General features: G+C 52.2%; 20 protein-coding genes. 15 read left to right on the top strand and 5 right to left on the bottom strand.

Features of this window, described 5'->3' with window-relative positions; genetic code table 11:
* The 3 genes from LLG96_13895 to prmA form a co-directional block, all read left to right on the top strand.
* The coding region (locus tag LLG96_13895; protein ID MCE5251303.1) for a molecular chaperone DnaJ at positions 1–396 on the top strand (396 nt) is incomplete at its 5' end.
* A 133-nt stretch (positions 397–529) separates the two neighbouring features.
* Positions 530–895 carry a hypothetical protein gene (locus tag LLG96_13890; protein ID MCE5251302.1) on the top strand — a complete coding sequence of 122 codons (366 nt, stop codon included), beginning with the start codon at positions 530–532 and terminating at the stop codon, positions 893–895.
* Positions 896–951: 56 nt separating this feature from the next.
* Entirely contained in the window at positions 952–1,803 is an 852-nt protein-coding gene (gene prmA, locus LLG96_13885) for a 50S ribosomal protein L11 methyltransferase (protein ID MCE5251301.1), read from the top strand.
* Positions 1,804–2,036: 233 nt separating this feature from the next.
* Here the strand turns inward: prmA and LLG96_13880 are convergent, their stop codons facing one another.
* Positions 2,037–2,606: an epoxyqueuosine reductase QueH gene (locus tag LLG96_13880; GenBank protein MCE5251300.1), complete on the bottom strand. Its 570-nt coding sequence runs from the start codon at positions 2,604–2,606 to the stop codon at positions 2,037–2,039.
* A 190-nt stretch (positions 2,607–2,796) separates the two neighbouring features.
* Here LLG96_13880 and LLG96_13875 point away from each other — a divergent pair, with 190 nt between their 5' ends.
* From LLG96_13875 to glnD, 5 genes are all read left to right on the top strand, one after another.
* On the top strand, positions 2,797–4,659 hold the full coding sequence (locus LLG96_13875) for a glycoside hydrolase family 127 protein (GenBank protein ID MCE5251299.1): 1,863 nt from the start codon (positions 2,797–2,799) through the stop codon (positions 4,657–4,659).
* Between the two features lie 268 nt (positions 4,660–4,927).
* Positions 4,928–5,488 carry a NapC/NirT family cytochrome c gene (locus tag LLG96_13870; GenBank protein MCE5251298.1) on the top strand — a complete coding sequence of 187 codons (561 nt, stop codon included), beginning with the start codon at positions 4,928–4,930 and terminating at the stop codon, positions 5,486–5,488.
* The gene (locus tag LLG96_13865) at positions 5,485–6,870 is read left to right on the top strand and encodes a hydroxylamine oxidoreductase (GenBank protein MCE5251297.1); all 1,386 of its coding nucleotides are present in this window, start codon (positions 5,485–5,487) and stop codon (positions 6,868–6,870) included. Before LLG96_13870 ends, LLG96_13865 begins: the two co-directional genes overlap by 4 nt.
* A 56-nt stretch (positions 6,871–6,926) precedes the next feature.
* A complete protein-coding gene (locus LLG96_13860; protein MCE5251296.1) occupies positions 6,927–8,126 on the top strand; it encodes an MBL fold metallo-hydrolase in 1,200 nt (399 codons plus the stop codon).
* 150 nt (positions 8,127–8,276) lie between these two features.
* Positions 8,277–10,979, top strand: coding sequence for a [protein-PII] uridylyltransferase (glnD, locus tag LLG96_13855; protein MCE5251295.1), 2,703 nt, complete (start codon positions 8,277–8,279; stop codon positions 10,977–10,979).
* Between the two features lie 127 nt (positions 10,980–11,106).
* On the opposite strand, the gene LLG96_13850 is transcribed toward glnD, so the two are convergent.
* The 3 genes from LLG96_13850 to LLG96_13840 all read right to left on the bottom strand — a co-directional run bounded on the left by LLG96_13850 (position 11,107) and on the right by LLG96_13840 (position 12,832).
* Positions 11,107–11,925, bottom strand: coding sequence for a formylglycine-generating enzyme family protein (locus tag LLG96_13850; GenBank protein ID MCE5251294.1), 819 nt, complete (start codon positions 11,923–11,925; stop codon positions 11,107–11,109).
* A gap of 1 nt (position 11,926) precedes the next feature.
* On the bottom strand, positions 11,927–12,412 hold the full coding sequence (locus tag LLG96_13845; GenBank protein ID MCE5251293.1) for a Rieske (2Fe-2S) protein: 486 nt from the start codon (positions 12,410–12,412) through the stop codon (positions 11,927–11,929).
* 234 nt (positions 12,413–12,646) lie between these two features.
* Positions 12,647–12,832: a hypothetical protein gene (locus LLG96_13840; GenBank protein MCE5251292.1), complete on the bottom strand. Its 186-nt coding sequence runs from the start codon at positions 12,830–12,832 to the stop codon at positions 12,647–12,649.
* Positions 12,833–13,288: 456 nt separating this feature from the next.
* Between LLG96_13840 and LLG96_13835 the strand changes: the two genes are divergently transcribed.
* Positions 13,289–13,450 (top strand): hypothetical protein, encoded by a 162-nt coding sequence (locus tag LLG96_13835; GenBank protein MCE5251291.1) that lies wholly within the window; start codon positions 13,289–13,291, stop codon positions 13,448–13,450.
* An 89-nt stretch (positions 13,451–13,539) separates the two neighbouring features.
* Here LLG96_13835 and LLG96_13830 read toward each other — a convergent pair whose 3' ends face one another.
* Entirely contained in the window at positions 13,540–14,334 is a 795-nt protein-coding gene (locus LLG96_13830) for a hypothetical protein (GenBank protein MCE5251290.1), read from the bottom strand.
* 315 nt (positions 14,335–14,649) lie between these two features.
* Here LLG96_13830 and LLG96_13825 point away from each other — a divergent pair, with 315 nt between their 5' ends.
* The 6 genes from LLG96_13825 to LLG96_13800 all read left to right on the top strand — a co-directional run.
* Positions 14,650–16,245 (top strand): Na+/H+ antiporter NhaC family protein, encoded by a 1,596-nt coding sequence (locus LLG96_13825; protein ID MCE5251289.1) that lies wholly within the window; start codon positions 14,650–14,652, stop codon positions 16,243–16,245.
* A 216-nt stretch (positions 16,246–16,461) separates the two neighbouring features.
* Positions 16,462–17,763 (top strand): homoserine dehydrogenase, encoded by a 1,302-nt coding sequence (locus LLG96_13820; GenBank protein ID MCE5251288.1) that lies wholly within the window; start codon positions 16,462–16,464, stop codon positions 17,761–17,763.
* Between the two features lie 15 nt (positions 17,764–17,778).
* A complete protein-coding gene (thrC, locus tag LLG96_13815) occupies positions 17,779–18,843 on the top strand; it encodes a threonine synthase (protein ID MCE5251287.1) in 1,065 nt (354 codons plus the stop codon).
* A 292-nt stretch (positions 18,844–19,135) separates the two neighbouring features.
* The gene (locus LLG96_13810) at positions 19,136–19,288 is read left to right on the top strand and encodes a hypothetical protein (protein ID MCE5251286.1); all 153 of its coding nucleotides are present in this window, start codon (positions 19,136–19,138) and stop codon (positions 19,286–19,288) included.
* Position 19,289: 1 nt separating this feature from the next.
* Positions 19,290–20,486 (top strand): cofactor-independent phosphoglycerate mutase, encoded by a 1,197-nt coding sequence (locus LLG96_13805; GenBank protein MCE5251285.1) that lies wholly within the window; start codon positions 19,290–19,292, stop codon positions 20,484–20,486.
* Positions 20,483–20,696: aspartate kinase (locus LLG96_13800; GenBank protein MCE5251284.1), on the top strand; the 214-nt coding region annotated here is incomplete at its 3' end. The genes LLG96_13805 and LLG96_13800, both read left to right, overlap by 4 nt.

Genomic DNA, 20,696 nt, shown 5'->3' with positions numbered 1-20,696 from the left:
CCGAAAAACGGTCCTCCGGGTGATATCGTCGTGTTCATCGAGGAAACGGAGCATGACCTGTTCGAGCGTGACGGTGACGATGTCATCTATGACCTTCCCGTTTCGTTCATCCAGGCCGCTCTCGGCGATAACATCGAGGTGCCGACGCTCTCCGGGAGGGCACGGCTCAAGATTCCGGCCGGTACACAGTCGGGGAAAATTTTCCGCATGCGCGGCAAGGGAATACAGCATCTTCAGCGGCATGGCAGCGGCGACCAGCTTGTCCGTGTCTGGGTGTGGACGCCCAAGAACCTCTCTCGCGAGGAACGCAACGTGCTCGAAAAACTGTCAAGCTCCCAGAATATTCAGCCGCCGCCGGGAGGCAGGGCATTTCTGAAAAACACTGACAGATATTGATCTTCTCACAGGTTTAAAACAAGGGGTAAACACTGTTGCCGATTACCGATATATTTGTAAGAACTGAATGAAATTATATTGACTTTTACCTGCAGACCGATATATTTATGCTGGGAAGGACTGTGAGGTTATCATGAATATAAATAACATCAATAATGCTCTTGCGGGCGGTGAGCTGAATAAAGGCACCCGTATAACCGGTCAGAAAGATACCGAGCGTACTGAACAGACCGTTGATCGTGAAAAGGTGCAGCGCCCTGAGGCAGAAAACCGTGCCGCCGACACAACTCCTTCACGGCCGGCCACAGACGTGTTCGAGTCAACAGAAAACCGCAGACTCGCTGCCGAACTCATAAAAAATCTCGGCGCTGGTGAACCCGAACCCCGTGAAGACGCAGTCAGCCGTGCGCAGGAGCGTGTCCGGAGCGGTTACTATAATACGCCCGAATTCCAGAACCGTCTGGCGATGCGTCTCGTTGAAACCGGCATTACCCAATAGTGACTGTTATACCCATGCCGGGAACGAAAACAGGTTCTGAGCGCATGTGGCGGTCCGTGCGTATTTCCTGTGAACCCGGATTCGAGGATGTGATATCGTTTCTCATCTTCGAGTCCGGGTTTTATGGTTTAGAGGAATGCTCCGGAAACGACCGGCTGATGTATTCCGCATGTTACCGTCCCACACCCGAAACACCCGATCCTCTCGAAACATTCAGAAAAAATCTCGATTGCCTTCCCCACGCAGGAAACACGTCTGTCGCTGAGATTCTCTCGGTCGACGAAATCGCCGAAGAGGACTGGGAAACCTCCTGGCGGCAGGGTCTCGATGCGGTGGAAATCGGGGTTCGGCTCGTTATACGGCCCTCCTGGGTACCGTACGAAAACCTGAACGGCCGTCAGGAAATCATCATCGACCCCAAAATGGCGTTCGGCACCGGCGGCCACTCGACAACGCGCCTGTGTCTCGAAGCGATCGAACGTCTTGTACATGAGGGAATCACCGTGCTCGATGCAGGCTGCGGTTCGGGGGTGCTCTCGATTGCGGCGGCCAGGCTCGGCGCCCGGCGGGTAACCGGTTTCGACACCGATCCGTTTTCGGTGGAAAACGCCCGTGAAAATGTGCTGCTGAACGGAGTACAGGATCGTGTCACCATTTTCGAGGGCGACCTGCGGACGGTTTCGGTCGACCGGGCCGAACTTGTTCTGGCCAACATCATATCCGGCATTCTGATTCCGAATCTCGACCGTTTCCACACATTTCTCGCGCCGCACGGCACGGTGGTGTTTTCTGGGCTGCTCGCTGAGGAGAAATCCCTGTTCACCGATGCCCTTATAAAGGGAGGATTCCGTGTGCGTGAAACGGAGCAGTCGGATGAATGGATTGCGGTTACCGCGGAAGAGTCATGAACGGGATTCTTCTGCATCCGGATCATTCATGAAATCTTTCATAAACATTTTCACCGCGGAGACCTGCTGCGAAGGTGCTCCAGCACGGAGAATACTGAGTAGGGGTAATTCATGAATTACCCCTACTTCGGTCAGGTACGAAAGATAAATCCGCGAAAATCCGCGAAAATCCGCGTTCCATTCCCTGCCGTGAATATATCTTGATATAATTCGGGCGGCCTGCTGTCTCTTTTTTATTCCGGTTTTCTTATGGAGAATCGGCACCCGCAGTAGTGCTGACGGTAAATATCCATATCCCGGGAAAGTTCGAGCGACCGTCTGAAACCGTCCTGCTTTTTCCAGTCTCCATCGAGAAAACCGACACCCTCGGTGGTTGCGGCTTCGTGTCCGATAGGGTTGATGACCGCTGCCCTTTTTTGAGGGCCGAGGGTGAGCGTGCTGGCGATAAAATCGAAGGAATGCCGGGCTGCATACGATGCCGCCGCGGATAGACGGAGGCGGTAGCAGACTGGGCACCGGGCGCCGTTTTCGGGTTCGTTTTCGAGTCCCCTGACCGCATCGAAGAACGTTTCGGGGTCGTAGCGTTCCTCGATGAGTTCGATTCCGAAGCGCTCCGCCGCGGTGCGGGCTGCTTCGAGACGGCGCTCGTATTCATCGGGAGGCTGAATGTTGGGGTTGTAGAAGTAGCCGGTGATGTCGTACCCGCCGGAAAGCCTTTCTATCACAGGCCCGGCGCAGGGGCCGCAGCAGATATGGAGGAGGAGCCGGGGCATGGCGGGCAGTTCTCCGGGTGTCAGGATCATGGATGGTGCGCCCTTTATGATAGGAAATGAAGGGCGAGATGACAACAGTATTTTGGCTGCCTCGGCTTTATCGGTCAGAATTTAATTTGACACCATCCGTGAACAGTTATACTTTAATAGAGTAGCACAACACTTCATACTCCTCGTTCATGAAAACTTGAATTCATCACCATACATGGAGAACAGCGCCATGCCAAATCCCGAAACCTTTGTCCCGAAACGAACATTCAACCCCCTTCCGCTCGGAACGGTACTTCCCCGCGGCTGGCTCAGGGAGCAACTCAAGATACAGGCGGAAGGGCTCTCCGGTCATCTCGACGAGTTCTTCCCCGATCTCGGCCCGGAAAGCGCATGGCTCGGCGGAAACGGCGAATCGTGGGAGGTAGGCCCCTATTACCTCGATGGCCTCGTGCCGCTCGCCTATCTGCTCGATGATTCCCGTCTGAAAGCGAAGGTTGCCAAATGGCTGAACTGGACGTTATCTCACCTGGGCGAGGATGGCTGGATCGGGCCGCAGACCGATCACGAGGATATCTGGTGGCCCCGCGCTGTCATGCTCAAGGTGCTTGCCCAGTACACCGAAGCGACACAGGATCGGAGGGCCGAGCCCGCCATGGCTTCCTACTTCATGCTCCTGAGGAAACGGATCGAAAAGGAGCCGCTTAAAATCTGGGTGAAATTCCGCTGGGGTGAATATCTCATGTCGCTGTTCTGGCTCTGCAGCCGGCGGCCCTGCCCTGTTTTTCAGGACCTGCCGCACTTTCTCCATGAGCAGGGTTACAACTGGTCGGACCATTTCACCCATTTCATGATCGAAAACAAGGTGCGTATCCATCCGAACCTTGCGACCCATGTGGTCAACCATGCGATGGCGGTCAAATACCCCGGGCTCTACAGCCTCTTTTCCGGCAGCGAAGACGACCGTAAAGCCTCCGATACGGCGCTCGAATGGCTCGACCGTCTCCACGGGTGCGCGACGGGCCTGTTTACCGGGGACGAGCATCTGTCCGGACTCAATCCATCACAGGGTACCGAGCTCTGCGCCGTGGTCGAGTACATGTACTCGATGGAAGTGCTGACATCGCTCTTCGGCGGTACCGCATACGCTGACCGTCTCGAATCCCTCGCATACAACAACCTGCCGGGAGCTTTCTCCGCCGATATGTGGGCCCACCAGTACGACCAGCAGGCCAACCAGGTCCTCTGCACCGTGGAAAAACGCGACTGGACGAACGGTCCCGATGCCAACATCTATGGTCTCGCTCCGAATTACAAGTGCTGCACCGCCAATTTCAGCCAGGGCTGGCCGAAATTCGTGAGCAACATATGGATGGGCACGCCGGATGGCGGTCTTGCGGCAATAGCGTACGGTCCTTCGGAAGTTCACCGTGCCGTAAACTCGGCGCAGGTTACCATTGTCGAAAAGACCGATTACCCGTTTTCAGGTGAAATCGTTTTCGAGATAAAGACCTCCGGCGAGGTGAATTTCCCCCTCTACCTCCGTATACCCGGCTGGGCCGAGGGCGCGCAGCTTTCACTCAACAAAGGGAACCCGGTTCCCGCGAAAGCCGGAACGTTCCACATATTCAAGCGCCCGTGGAAAAACAACGAGACCATAGTGCTCACCCTCCCCATGAAGCTGAGGGTGACGCGCCGCTACAACGATTCAGCAGCGATACACCGGGGGGCTCTTACCTTCTCGCTTATGATCAGTTCACGGTGGAAACAGATCGCCGGGGAGACTCCCCATGCCGATTACGAGGTCCGGCCCATGACCGACTGGAATTACGCCCTTGTCCTCGACACCGAAAATCCGGCAAAATCCCTGACGGTGGAGGAGAAATCGGTAAAAATGCCCTGTTTTTCCGAGATCAAGGCTCCGGTCGTACTCACCGCAAAAGCCCGTAAGGTGCCGGATTGGGGTATGGATGGCGCTTCCGCGGCTCCGCCGCCCAAAAGCCCGGTATCGGTATCGACTCCGGTGGAAGAGGTGAAGCTTATCCCCTACGGATCGGCGAAACTGCGGATAACGGAATTCCCTGTCACACAATAAGAGGACTGTGAAAAAGTATATTTTTCACGAGCCCCATGATGCAATGTGTTGTTTTGTTGCTGTCAAGGGCATGTAAACATGTTCCCGAATCATTAATCGGTAGTGCCGACACTTGACAGCTTATATCCACTTAAACGTGATTTATCACAACACGTATAAACAGTGCCATAAAAAATACGATACTCAGTGATTTTCAGATAACCGTTGACTGATTCGATTACCGTATAGGATTCTCCGCGCATCGTGCGGCAGAAAAAGAGGAGCCTGAATGATCAAACGACCTTCCGCTGGTCACATGGTGTTCCTCGTGGCGGGTTTCATGACGGCAGGTATCGGCTGCGCAGTCAGCGCTTACATGATTTCATACACATCGGAAACATCGTTCTGTATCTCGTGTCATGAAATGAGAATCGTCGCGGAACAGGGCTGGAAACAATCGGCGCACTATCAGAACGACGAGGGTGTCGTCGCGCAGTGCAGCGACTGCCATATTCCCCATGCACTGATCCCGAAACTGTGGACCAAAACCCGTGACGGGGTCAACGATATCGCAGTCCACCTGTTCGGTGAATCGGACCCCGTGATGATGCCATGGGATGAGCTCGGGCAGAGCGCGCGCCGTAAAGTATACGATTCATCGTGCAGGCGCTGTCATGTGAACCTGACACCGCGCGGTGCGGCAATCAAAACGATAATTGCCCACAGAGAGTATTTAAAAATGAAGGATAGAAAACGGTGCCTTGATTGTCACCGCAAGGAATTTCACGGTGCTTTCAGGGAATACCTGTTTAACAATTCGTATACAGCTGAAAACGGGGACTTACAATGAACCGCTCCCTGGTAACTGCTTCATGTCTGACAATTGTAATGGTCATATCGGTAATGACGGGCGCCAGCGGTCAGGAGAAAAAACTCCCCGCGCCCCAATTGGCCAAAAAGATTGAAATCTACCGCGGTCTCTCGGAAGTCGAGCGTGAATGCATCTCATGCCACGCTGCGGAAGAACCCGGCAAGGTCGAGGACTGGTCGAACAGCCCGCATGCCCGTGCATCCATAACCTGTCTCGACTGCCATGGCGCCGAGCCGACCGACAAAGATGCCCGTGACTGCCCCGGCACGAAAAAATACAAAAACGTAAAAATCACCCCGGTCGTAACACCACGCGACTGCAGCAAGTGTCATCCCCGCGAGGAAGAGGAGTTTTCCATGAGCAAACACGCCCGGACATGGGATATACAGGCGAAAGAGCTCAAAGACCCCTGGCTGAAGGGCATGAATAACGATATCGAGCGTGAAACCGGCTGTTATATGTGTCATGGCTCGGACATCTCGACGGGTGAACTGACCATGGAGAACTGGCCCAACGAGGGATGCGGGAGAATCAATCCCGACGGCTCACGGGGGAGCTGCGTGCTCTGTCATACGACGCACCGGTTTTCACTTGCAGAAGCCCGGAAACCCGAGACATGCGGCCAGTGTCATCTCGGTCCCGACCATCCGCAGGATGAAATCTACTTCGAGTCGAAACACGGGAAACGGTATCTTGCCGAGCGCGAAAAATGGAATTTCGAAGCTGCGACCGATTCATGGGAACCCTCGGGTGATTTCTCGGCCCCGACATGCGCAGCATGCCACATGTCGGGAATCGGCCCCCTTGCGACATCGCACGATGTCGGGGAGCGGCTCAAATGGGAATCCCAGTCGCCGCTCACCGTTCCGAACAAAGATCATGACGGCGTTGACGAGCGTAAAAAGATGGTTACGGTATGTACCCAGTGTCACTCGCCGCGGTGGGCGAATAATTACCTCGAACGGTACGATGCGGCCGTTCAGCATTACAATGATGATTACTATAAGCCCGCCAAGGTGATAATTGACGATCTTTACAGCCGGAATCTTCTCACGAAATGGCCGGTATTCGATGAGGAGATCGAATGGGTGTTCTACGAATTATGGCATCACGAGGGCCGCAGAGCTCGTATGGGATCGGCTATGATGGGACCCGATTACTCGTGGTGGCATGGTTTTTACGACCTGAAAAGGTCTTACCAGCACCTGGTCAGGCTTTCTGAAGAGGCGAAGGAAAAAGGGCACGGATCGCCGGTATATGTTCCCGGTTCCGGAGGGAAGAATTTTACACCCGACGCGGTCGATCCGCTTCCTCAGGGATGGGATAAAGTCAAAAATCTGAAAGGAAGGCCGGGGAAATAAAGCTGTATTGTTCCCTGTCTGGTGAAAATAAAACGGATAAAAGGAGTACAGTCACCATGGTTGTCGAACTGGCAAAAGATGTATACTGGGTCGGAGTCGTTGACTGGGGACTGAGGAAGTTCCACGGCCATGAATTATCGACTCACCGGGGCTCGACCTACAATTCCTACCTGATCATCGATGAAAAAAAGGTGCTTGTGGATACGGTCTGGAGTCCTTTCCGTGACCAGCTCATCGAAAACATCCGTGAGATAATCGATCCCTCGTCCATCGATATTGTCGTAGCAAATCACTCCGAGCCCGACCATTCGGGCAGTCTTCCCGCGGTCATGTCTCTCGCTCCGAAAGCGACGCTCGTCGTGTCGAAGCGCGGCGAGGAGAGTTTCGAGGGACATTTTCACCACAACTGGAACGTAAAGACGGTGCAGACCGGCGACAGGATCGGCATCGGTAAGAACGATCTCGTTTTTGTCGAAGCTCCCATGCTTCACTGGCCGGACAGCATGTTCACCTACCTGACCGGGCACAACATACTCATGCCCAATGACGCGTTTGGCCAGCATTATGCCAGCGCCTTCAGGTTCAACGATCAGGTGAACCAGGAAGAGCTCTTCGAGGAAGCGCTGAAATACTACGCCAATATTCTGACTCCATACAGCCCCCTTGTGACCAAAAAAATCGAGGAAGTGCTCGGACTCGGCGTCCCGGTCAGTATGATCGCTCCGAGTCACGGGATAATCTGGCGCGACAACCCTGTCCGGATTGTGACAAAATACCAGGAATGGGCGCTCCAGAAACCCGAGCCGCGGGCGGTTATTCTCTTCGATACCATGTGGGACGCCACCCGCCGCATGGCCGAGGCGATCGGGGACGGCATCGCGGACGAAGGAGTGGACTATAAGATCATCCATGCCGCGGTCACCGACCGTAACGACGCCATCGTCGAAGTGTTCAGGTCACGGGCGGTTATCATCGGCTCGCCGACGCTCAATTACGGTGTCCTGCCCACTATTACCCCGCTGCTCGAGGACCTCAGGGGACTGCGGTTCAAAAATAAAATCGGCGCGGCATTCGGTTCTTACGGGTGGAGCGGTGAATCGGTTAAAATCATCGAAGAACACCTCGGGAAATGCAAAATCCCCCTTATTGCCGAAGGGATAACATGCAAATGGCAGCCGGATTCCCGATGTATCGAGGAATGCCGCACCTTTGGCAGGCAGATCGGGAAAGCGGCCAAAGAACCAGCTGATGTCTGAGATTGGTAATCCGGGCTGTGAACATATTGACCGGTTCATCGGCCTCTGAATTATATTCGGAATGATATATATTGATTCAAATCCATATATATCAGCCCAATCCGTGTAAATCGGCATTCTATTAAATTTTATAAATAGATCGGATAAGATGTGACATACAATTCAAAGGATTCCGTTTTATTGGAATTCGGCGATCTCACCGACCGGGCGCTCGATACAGTCGCGCGTGAATTCCCATACCGGCCGGACTCGCAGAATATCATCCGACAGAGCCTCACTGCTTACAGGAAAGCCCTGAAGCATGTCCATGCCCATATAGAACAGGCGCATGACGGCGGTGCCGCCGGTCATGTTGTGTGCGCCATGCTCTCGGAACGCATAGACCGGCTCATACTCCATGTATGCCGCTTTTTTTCGCAGCTCTCTCCGGATACCATGGAATATGCGATTATTGCGCTCGGCGGTTATGGACGCCGCGAGCTCAATCCCTGTTCGGATATCGACCTTCTCTTCCTGTCTGATAAACCGTTTGCCGAAGCCGGGAGTAATTCCATCAGGACGCTGCTTCAGTTTCTGTGGGATATGAATCTCGATATCGGTCATTCGACCCGGAGCATGGAAGAGTGCATGGATGGCGCCCGTGAGGATATATATCTTGCCACTTCGCTCCTCGAAGCGCGATTTCTTGCGGGAAACTCATCGTTATGGGAAGCGTTCAGGAGCAGGTTCTCGCAGTGGCTGCATGACGATTCGGGAAAACAGCTCGCCATGCGGAAGATCGACGAACGGATTCAAAGACTCGAGTTCTATCACAGGACCGTGCAGATTCAGCAGCCCAATATCAAGGAATGTCCCGGCACGCTTCGGGATATTCATACCGCCCGCTGGCTTCTGCAGATAACGGAGCGGGGAAACACACTCGATGAAATGGTGACAGGCGGTCTTTTCTCAGCCCACGAAAAAGACGCGTATGAAGCCGGTCTTGATTTTCTCCTGCGGGTACGCAATTCCCTCCATTTTCTTACCGGTAAAAAAACGGATATACTCGATCATCTGATACTTCCCGAAGTTGCGAAAAACCTCCGTTACAGCGGCGAAGGCGTCAGCCCGGTGGAATCGTTCATGCGTGATTACTACATGCATGTCGGTCGAATCCGTCAGCTCACCGACCGTATCGTCGAGAAGTTCTTTATCATCGTTTCGGGAACCGGTGATGAGCCCTATGTCACCATTTCCGAGAATCTCAGGGCGAACGGTAAAAAAGTTGCCCTGATTCGTGAGGAAAATGAAACGCTGGCGGTGCATCCGAAGCTTCTGATAGAGATTTTCATCGTTGCAGGCGCGCGAGGAGTCAATATCAAGGGAAGCACTTCGTCGCTCATCGAAAAAAATCTCCCAAAGTTCGAAGGCGACCTTTCCGGATATTCGGAAATTATTGCCGCTTTTCACAACCTGATCAATATACGTGAAGGAGTAGGCCGCGCCCTCCGTCTCATGCACGAACATGGCGTTCTGATAAAACTTATCCCCGAATTCGAGCCCATATGCTGGCATTACCAGTACGACTTCTATCACATGTATACGACCGATGAACACTCGCTGCGGGTTGTCGAAAACCTCGAAGGCATGTATACGGGAAAACGCACGGGCGATCCGGAGCTTTCGGTGCTCATGCAGGATGTCACAGCCCGGAGCGCGCTCTATCTTGCCGGACTCCTCCATGACATTGGAAAAGCAGATGGGGCGTCACACTCGAAGCGCGGAGAGCGCATGGCGGCGCGTGTGCTCAAACGGCTCAGCTTCGATGAACGGACACTGGAGCTTGTCCAGTTTCTCATCCGTGATCATCTCCTCATGTCCCATGTCTCACAGCGCCGCGATATCGAGGACAAGGACACTGTCAGCGATTTTATCGAGCATGTCGGCAGCGCGGGACGGCTCAGGATGCTTACGCTCCTCACATTCGCCGATCTTCTGGCGCTTTCGCCGGATGCGCTCACCGACTGGAAACGCGCCCTGATCTGGAATCTTTACAAAAAAGCGCTCATGCTGATCGACAGGGGATTCGAACGTACCGCCCGAACAACGAGAAAGAGTCGCATTCGCGACCTGGCCGATAAATTCTGCGGGGACTTTCCCCGGCAAAAGGTACGGGAACACCTCGGCAATCTACCCGAACAGTATTTACGGGTTACCATGCCAGCTGCCATCAGGAAACACCTCAAAGGGATCGAGTCCATGAAAAAACGGGGAGCCTGGGCATCATTCCACCATAAAGGGAAGCTGACCATGCTCACCGTGATTGCTCCCGATTACCCGAAAGCGCTTTCGGACATCTGCGGCGCCATCACCTCCTCGGATATCAACATTGTCGGAGCGCAGATTTTCACCCGTAACGACGGCATCATCATCGACACGTTCCTCGTGGTGAACGAAAACGCGGAAGCTCTCATTACCCCCGAAAAACAGCATGAATTCAAACGTAATCTTCCGCAGATCATAGCTGGTAAGATCGATGTGAAACATCTCATTCAGAGCCATATCCGCCGCTGGAAACGCCGGAGGAAAAACGTGGTGTATTATCCTCCGCGGGTGAAGTTTTACAATGACATCTCATCCCAATACACGGTTATCGATGTATTTGCTACCGATTATACGGGACTTCTGTACGATATCACGAGCATACTCGGTGAAAACGGTATCGATATCCATACAGCCAAGATCGGGACGGATGAGGATCAGGTCGCAGATGCGTTCTATATCCGCAAGGATGGCGTAAAAATCGAGGATGAGGCGATTATCGGCGAACTCACTGCCGGAATCATCGGGCGTCTAACCCGGACAAGTCAATAGTCACTGTGATGCTCCGTATTTCCCTGCTCCCTTTAATACAGGCAAACAGGTACAAGCTGTTGACAGAACATCGGTTTTGATCCGGTTAATTTGCACAGAATACACCGGGATAGTATGTGAAAAAATATTACTTATTGCTCGCTTCCGCTGAGCGCATAATACACCGGAATCCCCGGTCATCATCCCAGGGATAGGGGAGCTGGCCCTTGGGATCATATGTGAAGAGACGTCTGCTCACCGCATCTTTGAAGAACTGATCGGCAATGAATCCCTGTCGTGTCTTGTATCGGAGGCATCTTGTCCATGAACCGCCCCGGAACTCGAACCACTTGTCGTCGATTTTGAAATATTCCCAGGCGTTTCCCACCATGTCATAGAGTCCCCATGGGTTCGGTTTTTTCTTCCCGACCGGATGCGGCCCCGCAAGGGAATTCTCGCGATGCCAGAAGAGATCGGGATTCAGTTCATCGCCCCAGTAGTAGGTGGTGGTGGTTCCCGCGCTGCATGCATACACCCATTCCGGCTCGGTCGGAAGGTCTGTTCCGGCCCATTTTGTATACTGCAGCGCATCATGATAAGAAACATATACAACCGGATAACTGTCTTTCTGCTTGAATCCGGGCGACTTCCATGTGTATCGGTTTTGAGCTTTTTCGGCTTCGGTTATGTAACCCGTCTCCCGGACAAACTGTTTGAACTGCCTGACCGTCACCTCGGTGCGGCCCATCCAGAATCCCCGTTCAAAAACCACCGGCTCAAAGGGCAACTCCACATCAGGTTTATCGCCAACCTTCGGTACTTGCACCATAAGACTGCCTGCCGGAATCCACACAAAAACCATTCCGTCTTTGGGATTTCGCCACGTTCCCGGATTATCACCGGCAAAAGAGGGCGATGCCGGAAAAAACAAATGCAGGATAATCACGAGCCCCGTTATCGTTGTCATTTCACGCGTCTCCGTTCAGAATGATTTCCAACATGTTCCGGGAGATTTTCACGGGATACACTTTCAGCGGTTTCGGAGCGGGACCCTTCACGACCTCACCGTTTAAAGCGAATATCGAGTGATTGTAACTGTTACATTGCAATATTTTTCGCGTACTGTTGTAACTGACAACCTGTCCGCCATGCGTACAAAGACGATGAAGCGCCACATACTCTTTTTTCCCGGTCCGGACGACGATGATCTGGATGTTTTTGTCCGCATTGACCACTGCTGCCGCGTAGCCGGGTTTATCCAGCGATACGGCTTTTTTGAGATCGACGGAAATGCTCTTTTCGCTTATTTCATACGAATCCGGTTCCAGCTCAGGCGTTTCGCAGCAGGTGGAACGTGTTCTTTGCGCGTTGGCTGAAGTGTTACACAAACACATTCCACCAGCCAGCAACGCGGAATCAAGAAGCATTTTTCTACGGGTTATATCTTTATCCATACGACGGAAACTCTCCTTTCCCGGTCCCGTTCCAATAATCCATACGTATTAAATAGAGATTTCCTATATCAAAAATTATGAGCACTAAAAATCCCGGTAACTTATTGATAAACGAATATTGCTTTCAAATAATGTATTTGGCAAGTATTTTCTTCATACCTACCGATGAATATTATTACGTACATGCTTGTTAAGCACTGCAATACATACGTTTAGAGACACGTATTCTTTGAATCAATCCCAATACAGTATTGTCAGGCAGAGCGACCGGTGCCCGTTGTTCTTTGGAAGAACCAGCCGTGTCAAAAAGTCGCTCTGGTTATAAGCAAGAACAAACAGCCGGAGCTGCCCCTTATTGGAGACGTACTTTTTACATGAGAGCCATGTCCGGTCAAGAGAATATGAGCCTTCTTTATCCATTTTTTCTGTACCCGCTTGCATTTATTCAGGAAAGGCTGGCCGTGTTTTCCAGCCAAATCAGGATATTCGTTTCAAAACGTCCTGTCTATTGGCATTTGCTGCTTATGTGCCCTTGTCTTTTTCCCGGTGATCGCTCGCATAACAGGAAGTATGCCTTCATTACAATCCGGAAAACGATTACATAAGACCTGATTCGATGAAATTTTTTAAGGACGGATTTCGTCTCATATAACAGAAAGAAGGATGAAAGAGAAAACAGGCAAAACAGGAGGTACTGCAATGAAAAAAGGATTCGTCATACTGAACTACGGGTTGATTTACTTGGCGATAGCATACGGCTGTGTCATCATCAGATCGATAGCAATTTATGCAACAGCTGTATAACCGGAATAACTGATAAAGGAATCATTACCGGCATCCGGAACCGGATGCCCCGACTGAACGGAAATGGAAACCATGTACGAAGAAATCCAAAAAGAAATTACGGAGCTTGAAAGGGCCATGAACAGGCTCACCAGGATTTATGAAGCCCGTCTCGAATGGAGAGCAGGCGCTTTTCTCATGAACGAGAGCCTGAGACGCTCCACAAAGTACAACTCACCGCTCAAATCGTTATAGCCCGAATTACTGCTCTCCCCGAATCCCCCGGAAACGCTGTACAGTTCTCCTGCAATCGATCGAATATCCTCAATAATGTATCCACCGCCTTATCGTGTTATCCGATCCCCTGGAATCCCCGGTAATTTCCAATGCTCCCTCAGACGGAAGTAACTCTTGCGGGTGAGTTGGACGATGACCGGCTTCTGTTCCGGGTCGAGCCAGGCAAGGAGCTTCACCATGTCCGGTTCAGACATGGCTGTACAGCCGGCTGTGCTCGAATTCTCGCCGCCCCAGAGGTGGAGGAAAATACAGCACCCGGCTCCCTGCACGACAGGGTTCATGTTATGCCCCACAAGGATTGTGTACTTGTAATAGTCGTCATCCCTGAGCATGGTCTCATGAGAGGGAAGCGCTCCGGGATCGAGGCTCTTCTCGCGCATGTTCACGACCATGTTGTAGTACTCCGATCTGACATCGTCGATACAGATGAGGCTGCTGTCCGCCATGGTATAGGGAAACCGGGTATCGACCTGAGTACGGGGGAGGTATCCCCATGCATGAACGAGCTCGAACACACCCATGGGCGATTTACCGTCCCCCTCGCGCTTGACCGGTTCGGAGGGATCGCGGTCATCGGGATTGTGGAGACCCCGTCCCCATCCGAAGCCGTTGCCGCCGATGACTGCGGGGCACGAGAAATCCTTTATCCAGCCTTCGCCAGTATGGTGGAAGGCAAACAGTTCCGCGGTGTGAATGGAATCCGACTCGGCAATGGTGAGCAGCACCTGCCCGGAATCTCCGAGAGGAGAAACAACCGGAGCTTTCTCTTCACACGAGAAAGCGCACATGCCCAGCCCAGCCAGAACCAGCGCAATGATGGAATAACGGGTCAGTTTTTTCATGGCGTGATCCTTTGATGGTAAGTTCAATATTATCTATAAGTTATAAACATACACATATAGTTTGTATATCTTGTGTTTCATCGGAATTTTATCTGTTTTATTATCCGGTAATATACTTCCGCCATCCTGAGTTCGGTTAAAAAAATGGATGAACAGCCGCAAATAATTTCCCCTTTTTCCATATATTTTCAGGAAATGTCTGGAAAAATGTGCGCTCGTTTTGTATTGTATAACCTCAACGCTTTTCTGAAGAACTGAACAACCATAATGCGATCATCGGGGACTTTTATAGATTTTTTATAAGGAATCTGATTCATGGAGTCATACGGTCTACTGTCACTGGTTCCGCCGCTGCTTGCAATCGGGCTTGCGTTTGCGACAAAACAGGTGCTTCCCTCGCTCTTCATAAGCATCTGGGTCGGCGCCGCAATCCTCCATCACGGGAATCCCGTTGCGGGATTCGCCGACATGATAGTGAAGTACATTGCCGGCTCGATCGCCGAACCGTGGAATGCCGCGATTCTCGTTATCAGCATCACCCTTGGCGGAATGATCGGCATCATATCGAAATCCGGCGGGATGAAAGCTGTCGCTGACTTTCTCGCCCGTAAGGCCCGGACAGCGAATGGCGGTCAGTTTGTCACCTATCTCATGGGAATCATTATCTTTTTCGATGATTACGCCAACACGCTCCTCGTGGGAAACACCATGCGCCCCCTCTGCGACCGTCTGAAAATATCCCGCGAGAAACTCGCCTATCTGTGCGACTCGACAGCCGCTCCTGTTGCCAGCATCGCGCTGCTCTCCACATGGACGGCGTATGAGATGGGACTCTTGCGGAATGCGTTCATCACCATCGGGCTCGAAATGAACGTTTACGAGGCGTTCGTGCGGTCGATACCGTTCCGGTTTTACAGCATGGTATTGCTTGCGTTCATGTTCATGATCACCGTGCTCGGGCGGGATTTCGGTCCCATGCTCAAAGCAGAACGACGGGCGCGCACTACGGGTAAACTCTTCGCCGATGGCGCTGTGCCGCTTGCGAGCAGGGAGCTTACCGACATGAAGATCAAGAAGGGTATTCCTCTCCGGTGGTTCAACGCCATCATACCTGTCCTGACCGTGGTGTTCATGATCGTTGTCGGGCTCTATGTCGATGGACGGGGCAGGATAATGAGCGAGAACAATACCGAGCTTGTCGGCCTTATGAATATTAATCCGTTCACTTTCCGCGTGATCGGCGAGGTCATCGGTCATTCCCAGGTCGACAGGGCGCTCATGTGGGCTGTTTTCACGGGAACGCTTGTTGCCATCGTACTCGTCATAGTCCAGCGGATACTGACCCTCACCGAGGCGGTGAGCGCATGGGTGGAGGGGGCAAAGTCGATGTTGTTCGCCCTTCTCATCATCGTGCTGGCATGGGGGATCGGTTCGCTCTGCAAGGACCTCGGAACGGCGAAGTACCTGGTCAGTGCGCTCGAAGGCAAGATTTCACCGGGACTCATACCCCCGCTTGTATTCATCATAGGCTGTGTTATTGCATTTTCCACCGGCACATCGTACGGTACGATGGCCATCATGATACCCATTGCGGTTCCCCTGGCGTACCACCTGAGCGGCGGGCAGACCGGCGGTATCTTTTTTGCCACCATCGGAGCGACATTTACCGGCGCCGTCTTCGGCGATCACTGTTCACCCATATCCGATACGACGATCATGTCGTCCATGGCATGTGCGTCCGACCATCTCGACCATGTCAAAACACAGATGCCGTATGCGGTGACTGTTGCGGCCATCACGGTTGTTGCGGGATTCATCCCCGCCGCGCATGGAGTCAATCCATTCATATCGATAGCCTTTGGCGCGTTCCTTTCATATCTTGTCGTGCGGTTTATCGGTAAAAAAGTGTAATAACGGTTGTATCTGTGACAGGGATGAAAAAATATGATAATCGATAGTTTACAGGACAGGTTTACCATGAACAGAGCAGTTCCCTGTTTTCGGAGTTATAACTTTGTAAAGCTTTAGGAGGGACAACCTTCCCGATTCGATAATAACTTGCACCTATCCTGAAAATATGTTATTTTTACATAATATCTTTAATCAAGAAAATACGGATAAAAAAATATGAAAAACCCCATTACTGTTGGTCTTATCGGATTCGGTACGGTCGGTACCGGTGTGGCGAAAATTCTGCTCGGGAAGGAAAAATCCTATCTCCGGGGCAGGGATTTCGACCTTGAGCTGGTTAAAATCGCCGATCTTGATGTAACGTCCGACCGCGGGGTCAGAGTGCCGGAAGGGATTCTTACCTCGAATGTGGACGACATTCTCGAAAATCCTGACATCGACATCGTCATCGAGCTTATCGGCGGCTATGAGCCTGCGCGGACATTCACGCTCAGGGCTTTTAAAAACGGCAAGGGAGTGGTTACCGCCAATAAAGCGCTTGTTGCAAAATACGGCAGGGAACTGTTCGCCGCAGCCGAAAAGGCAAATGTTTCATACCTTTTCGAGGCTTCGGTCGGCGGGGGAATCCCGATTATCCGCATGCTGATGAACGGTCTCAATGCCAATACGATAGACAGTATTTACGGTATTCTCAACGGGACGACTAATTACATCCTGACCGGTATGGCCCGTGATGGCGCCGATTATAACGAGGTGCTGGCCAGTGCGCAGGAGCTCGGATATGCCGAAGCCGACCCGACTTCGGATGTTTCGGGCGAGGATGCTCTCAACAAGATCGTCATACTGGCCCGCCTGGCTTTTGGCGCCGATCTCGATGTGGATATGGTCTTCCGCGAGGGGATTGAAAATCTGAGCGTCCACGACATCGATTATGCGGTCGAGCTCGGTTATACTCTCAAGCTTCTCGCCATCGCGAAACGTCACCCGGACGGCCGTGTCGAGGTGAGAGTTCATCCGACCTTCGTATCCTCGGACTCGATCATGGCGTATGTCGAGGACGAGTTCAACGCCATTGAAATATCCGGCAGCGCCGTTGGCCGCGAGGTTTTTTACGGCAAAGGGGCGGGCATGATGCCGACCGCTTCCGCCGTTGTATCCGATACTGTCGATATAGCGTCGAGACTGAAAACCAGCTCACCTGTTATGGTTAACAGGTTTGTCAGCGTAAACAACGGTCCCAGGCTGGTAGGGATGGATGAGCTGAAACTCAGGTATTTTCTCCGGTTCACGGCGAAGGATCAGCCCGGTGTGCTTGCTGATATTTCAAAGATTTTCGCCGATAAAAACATCTCGATTGAATCGGTTCTCCAGATCGGTACACCGGATCGTGATTATGTCCCCATCGTCATCATGACCCACGAGGCGCTCGAAGGGGATATGCGGGAGGCGATGAAACAGTTTGAGATGCTTGGCACCATTCAGGGAAAGATACAGTTGATCAGAGTCGAGGATATTTAAATCCGGAGAACATGTATGACCAGGTATCAAGGTGTGATAGACAGATACAGGGATTTTTTACCGGTAACCGATAAAACGCCGTTTATTACCCTGCTCGAGGGTAATACACCGCTCATCCGTGCGAATAATATTCCCCGCGCAATCGGTCTGGATGCCGAGCTCTATCTGAAATACGAGGGGCTCAATCCCACGGGATCGTTCAAGGATCGTGGCATGTGCATGGCGGTTTCAAAAGCTGTCGAGGAAGGCTCGAAGGTTATCATGTGCGCTTCCACGGGGAATACGTCTGCGTCGGCGGCAGCGTTCGCGGCCCGGGCGAATCTCCAGTGCATCGTGCTCGTAGAAGGTGGCGGCATCGCGCTCGGCAAACTCGCGCAGGCGATGATCCAGGGTGCTACGGTAGTCGAGATTGACGGGAATTTCGACAGCGCGCTCAATCTCGTGAGGGAAATTACCGATAACTATCCTATAACCCTTGTCAATTCCCTGAATCCTTTCAGGATCGAGGGGCAGAAAACCGCCTCGTTCGAGATTATCGACTGTCTCGGCAAGGCTCCCGACTACCATTTTCTGCCGGTCGGAAATGCGGGCAACATAACCGCTTACTGGAAAGGATATAAGGAATATCTCGCATCCGGAAAGTGCGACAGGCTCCCCAGAATGATGGGCTGGCAGGCGGAAGGCGCCGCCCCCATCGTCCGCGGCCACCGCGTCGACAAACCTCTGACCATCGCGACCGCGATCAAAATCGGCAATCCGGCTTCATGGAAATTCGCCGAAGCTGCGCGGGATGAGTCGGGCGGGATTATCGACATGGTTACCGACGATGAAATTCTGAAGGCTTATTCTCTTCTGGCCTCGATGGAAGGTATCTTCGTCGAGCCTGCCAGCGCCGCATCGCTTGCCGGTGTTATTAAATTCAGGGAGCGCGGCGGGTTCAGCGGCGGTGAAACCATTGTCTGCACCCTGACAGGGCACGGACTGAAAGACCCGGACAGAGCGGTAAAATACGCCAGTCCGCCGATAAAGGTCAAAGCCAATTTATCCGATGTCATGGGCATTTTAAGGATTGGTTCATAGTTCATAGTTTAGAGTTAATGGTCTATGGTTTATAAACTGTATCGAACGGGTATTAATGCGATCGATTTTCCTCCAACCATAAACCATAAACTATAAACCGGTAAACTTGACATGTACATATAAAAGGAGGTGAACGGAAATGAAAGAATTCAAAAAATCGCTGGAGGACAATTACCTCACTTTTATTACCATCGCTGCAGGCGGTCTCGCTCTTGTCGCGGTTATTGTCTGGGCTATTACGGTCTTTGTGAAAAAAGTAAATAAATAACAATGTTACAGGAGTAAACCGCCAGTGGAAGGTGAGAACAAAAAAGGTTTCGGTTTCGGTACGATTAGCTTTATTCTCGGTATTCTTGTCGTGGTACTGTCCATCATATGGGTGTTTTCCAGGTGCGCGGTTTCAGAGGATGAAGCACCGGCCGAAGACATTACATGGGTAGGATGATATGAAATTCGCTGTTCTTATCGGCGATGGCATGGGTGATTACCCGAGGGAAGAGCTCGGCGGTAAAACCGTCCTCGAAGCAGCCGATACTCCCAACATGGACTGGATTGCATCGAACGGCCGCGGAGGTCTCGCGCAGACCATACCGTCCGGAATGCCCCCCGGCAGTGATGTGGCAAACATGGAGATTCTGGGCTACGATACAACAAAGGAGTTTACCGGAAGAGCGGTATTTGAAGCCCTGAGCATGGGAAAACATCTCAGGAAGGACGATGTGGCTTTCCGGGCAAACCTTGTCACGTTCGAAAGCTCATCCATGAAAGATTACTCCGCGGGTCATATAACGACAGAGGAAGCGGTCGAGCTCATAAAAGAAATCGACCGTTCGCTCGGCTCGGAATCCGTACGGTTCTATCCGGGTGTTTCCTACCGTCACCTCCTGATATGGACCGGCGGAACAGATGCCATGGAAACGACACCACCTCATGATATTCTCGGTCAGGACTATACACAGTTCCTGCCGAAAGGGGAAGGAGCCGATTTCATCCTGTCGCTCATGGAACGGTCAAAGGCTGTTCTTGCCGATACGCTTGTAAACAAAAAACGGAGCGCCACCGGAAAATTTACCGCCGATTCGCTCTGGATGTGGGGTCAGGGCCGCAGGCTTGAAATTGCGACGATTGAAAAAAAGTTCGGACTGAAGGGGGGAGTCATCAGCGCAGTGGACCTGATCAAGGGCATCGGTGTCGCTGCCGGCCTGAAACCTGTTTTTGTTCCGGGTGCGACAGGATACATCGATACCAATTTCCTGGGCAAGGCCGAAGCGGCTTTAAAGATGCTCGAAACCAGGGATTTCGTATATGTCCATGTCGAAGCGCCTGACGAAGCCGGGCATAATGGTGATGTCCCGATGAAAATCAAGGCCATAGAAGATTTCGATCATAAAGTTGTCGGTACCGTTCTGGATACCGTTAAAAACCATAATGATATGGCGCTCCTTGTTACCTGCGATCACCGAACGCCAATTGAAAAACGCACGCATACCCGGGAACCTGTGCCGTTTGCCTATTACGGTCCCGGTGTGGAAAAAGACGGTATGACAGCATTTTCCGAGCGCGCCGCCCAGTCGGGTTCGATCAGTATGATCGAAGGACATAAACTGCTCAATCTTTTCCTTGGAGATTTTATTACTTTATGAAACCGCTCGTTGTTCAGAAATACGGAGGGTCCTCGGTTGCCGATGCCGTGAAGATCAAAAAGGTCGCGGCCAGGGTAATCAGAAAAAAGCAGAGTGGCTATGATGTTGTCGTTGTCGTGTCCGCCATGGGCAAAACGACCGACCGGTTCATTGACCTCGCGCTCGAAGTAACCGATAGTCCCCCCGACCGTGAAATGGACATGCTCATGT

This window comes from bacterium (genome assembly GCA_021372535.1).
Lineage (GTDB): Bacteria > Latescibacterota > Latescibacteria > Latescibacterales > Latescibacteraceae > JAFGMP01.
Note: the sequence above shows the minus strand (reverse complement) of the source record. Positions and strands in the feature narration are given on the sequence as shown.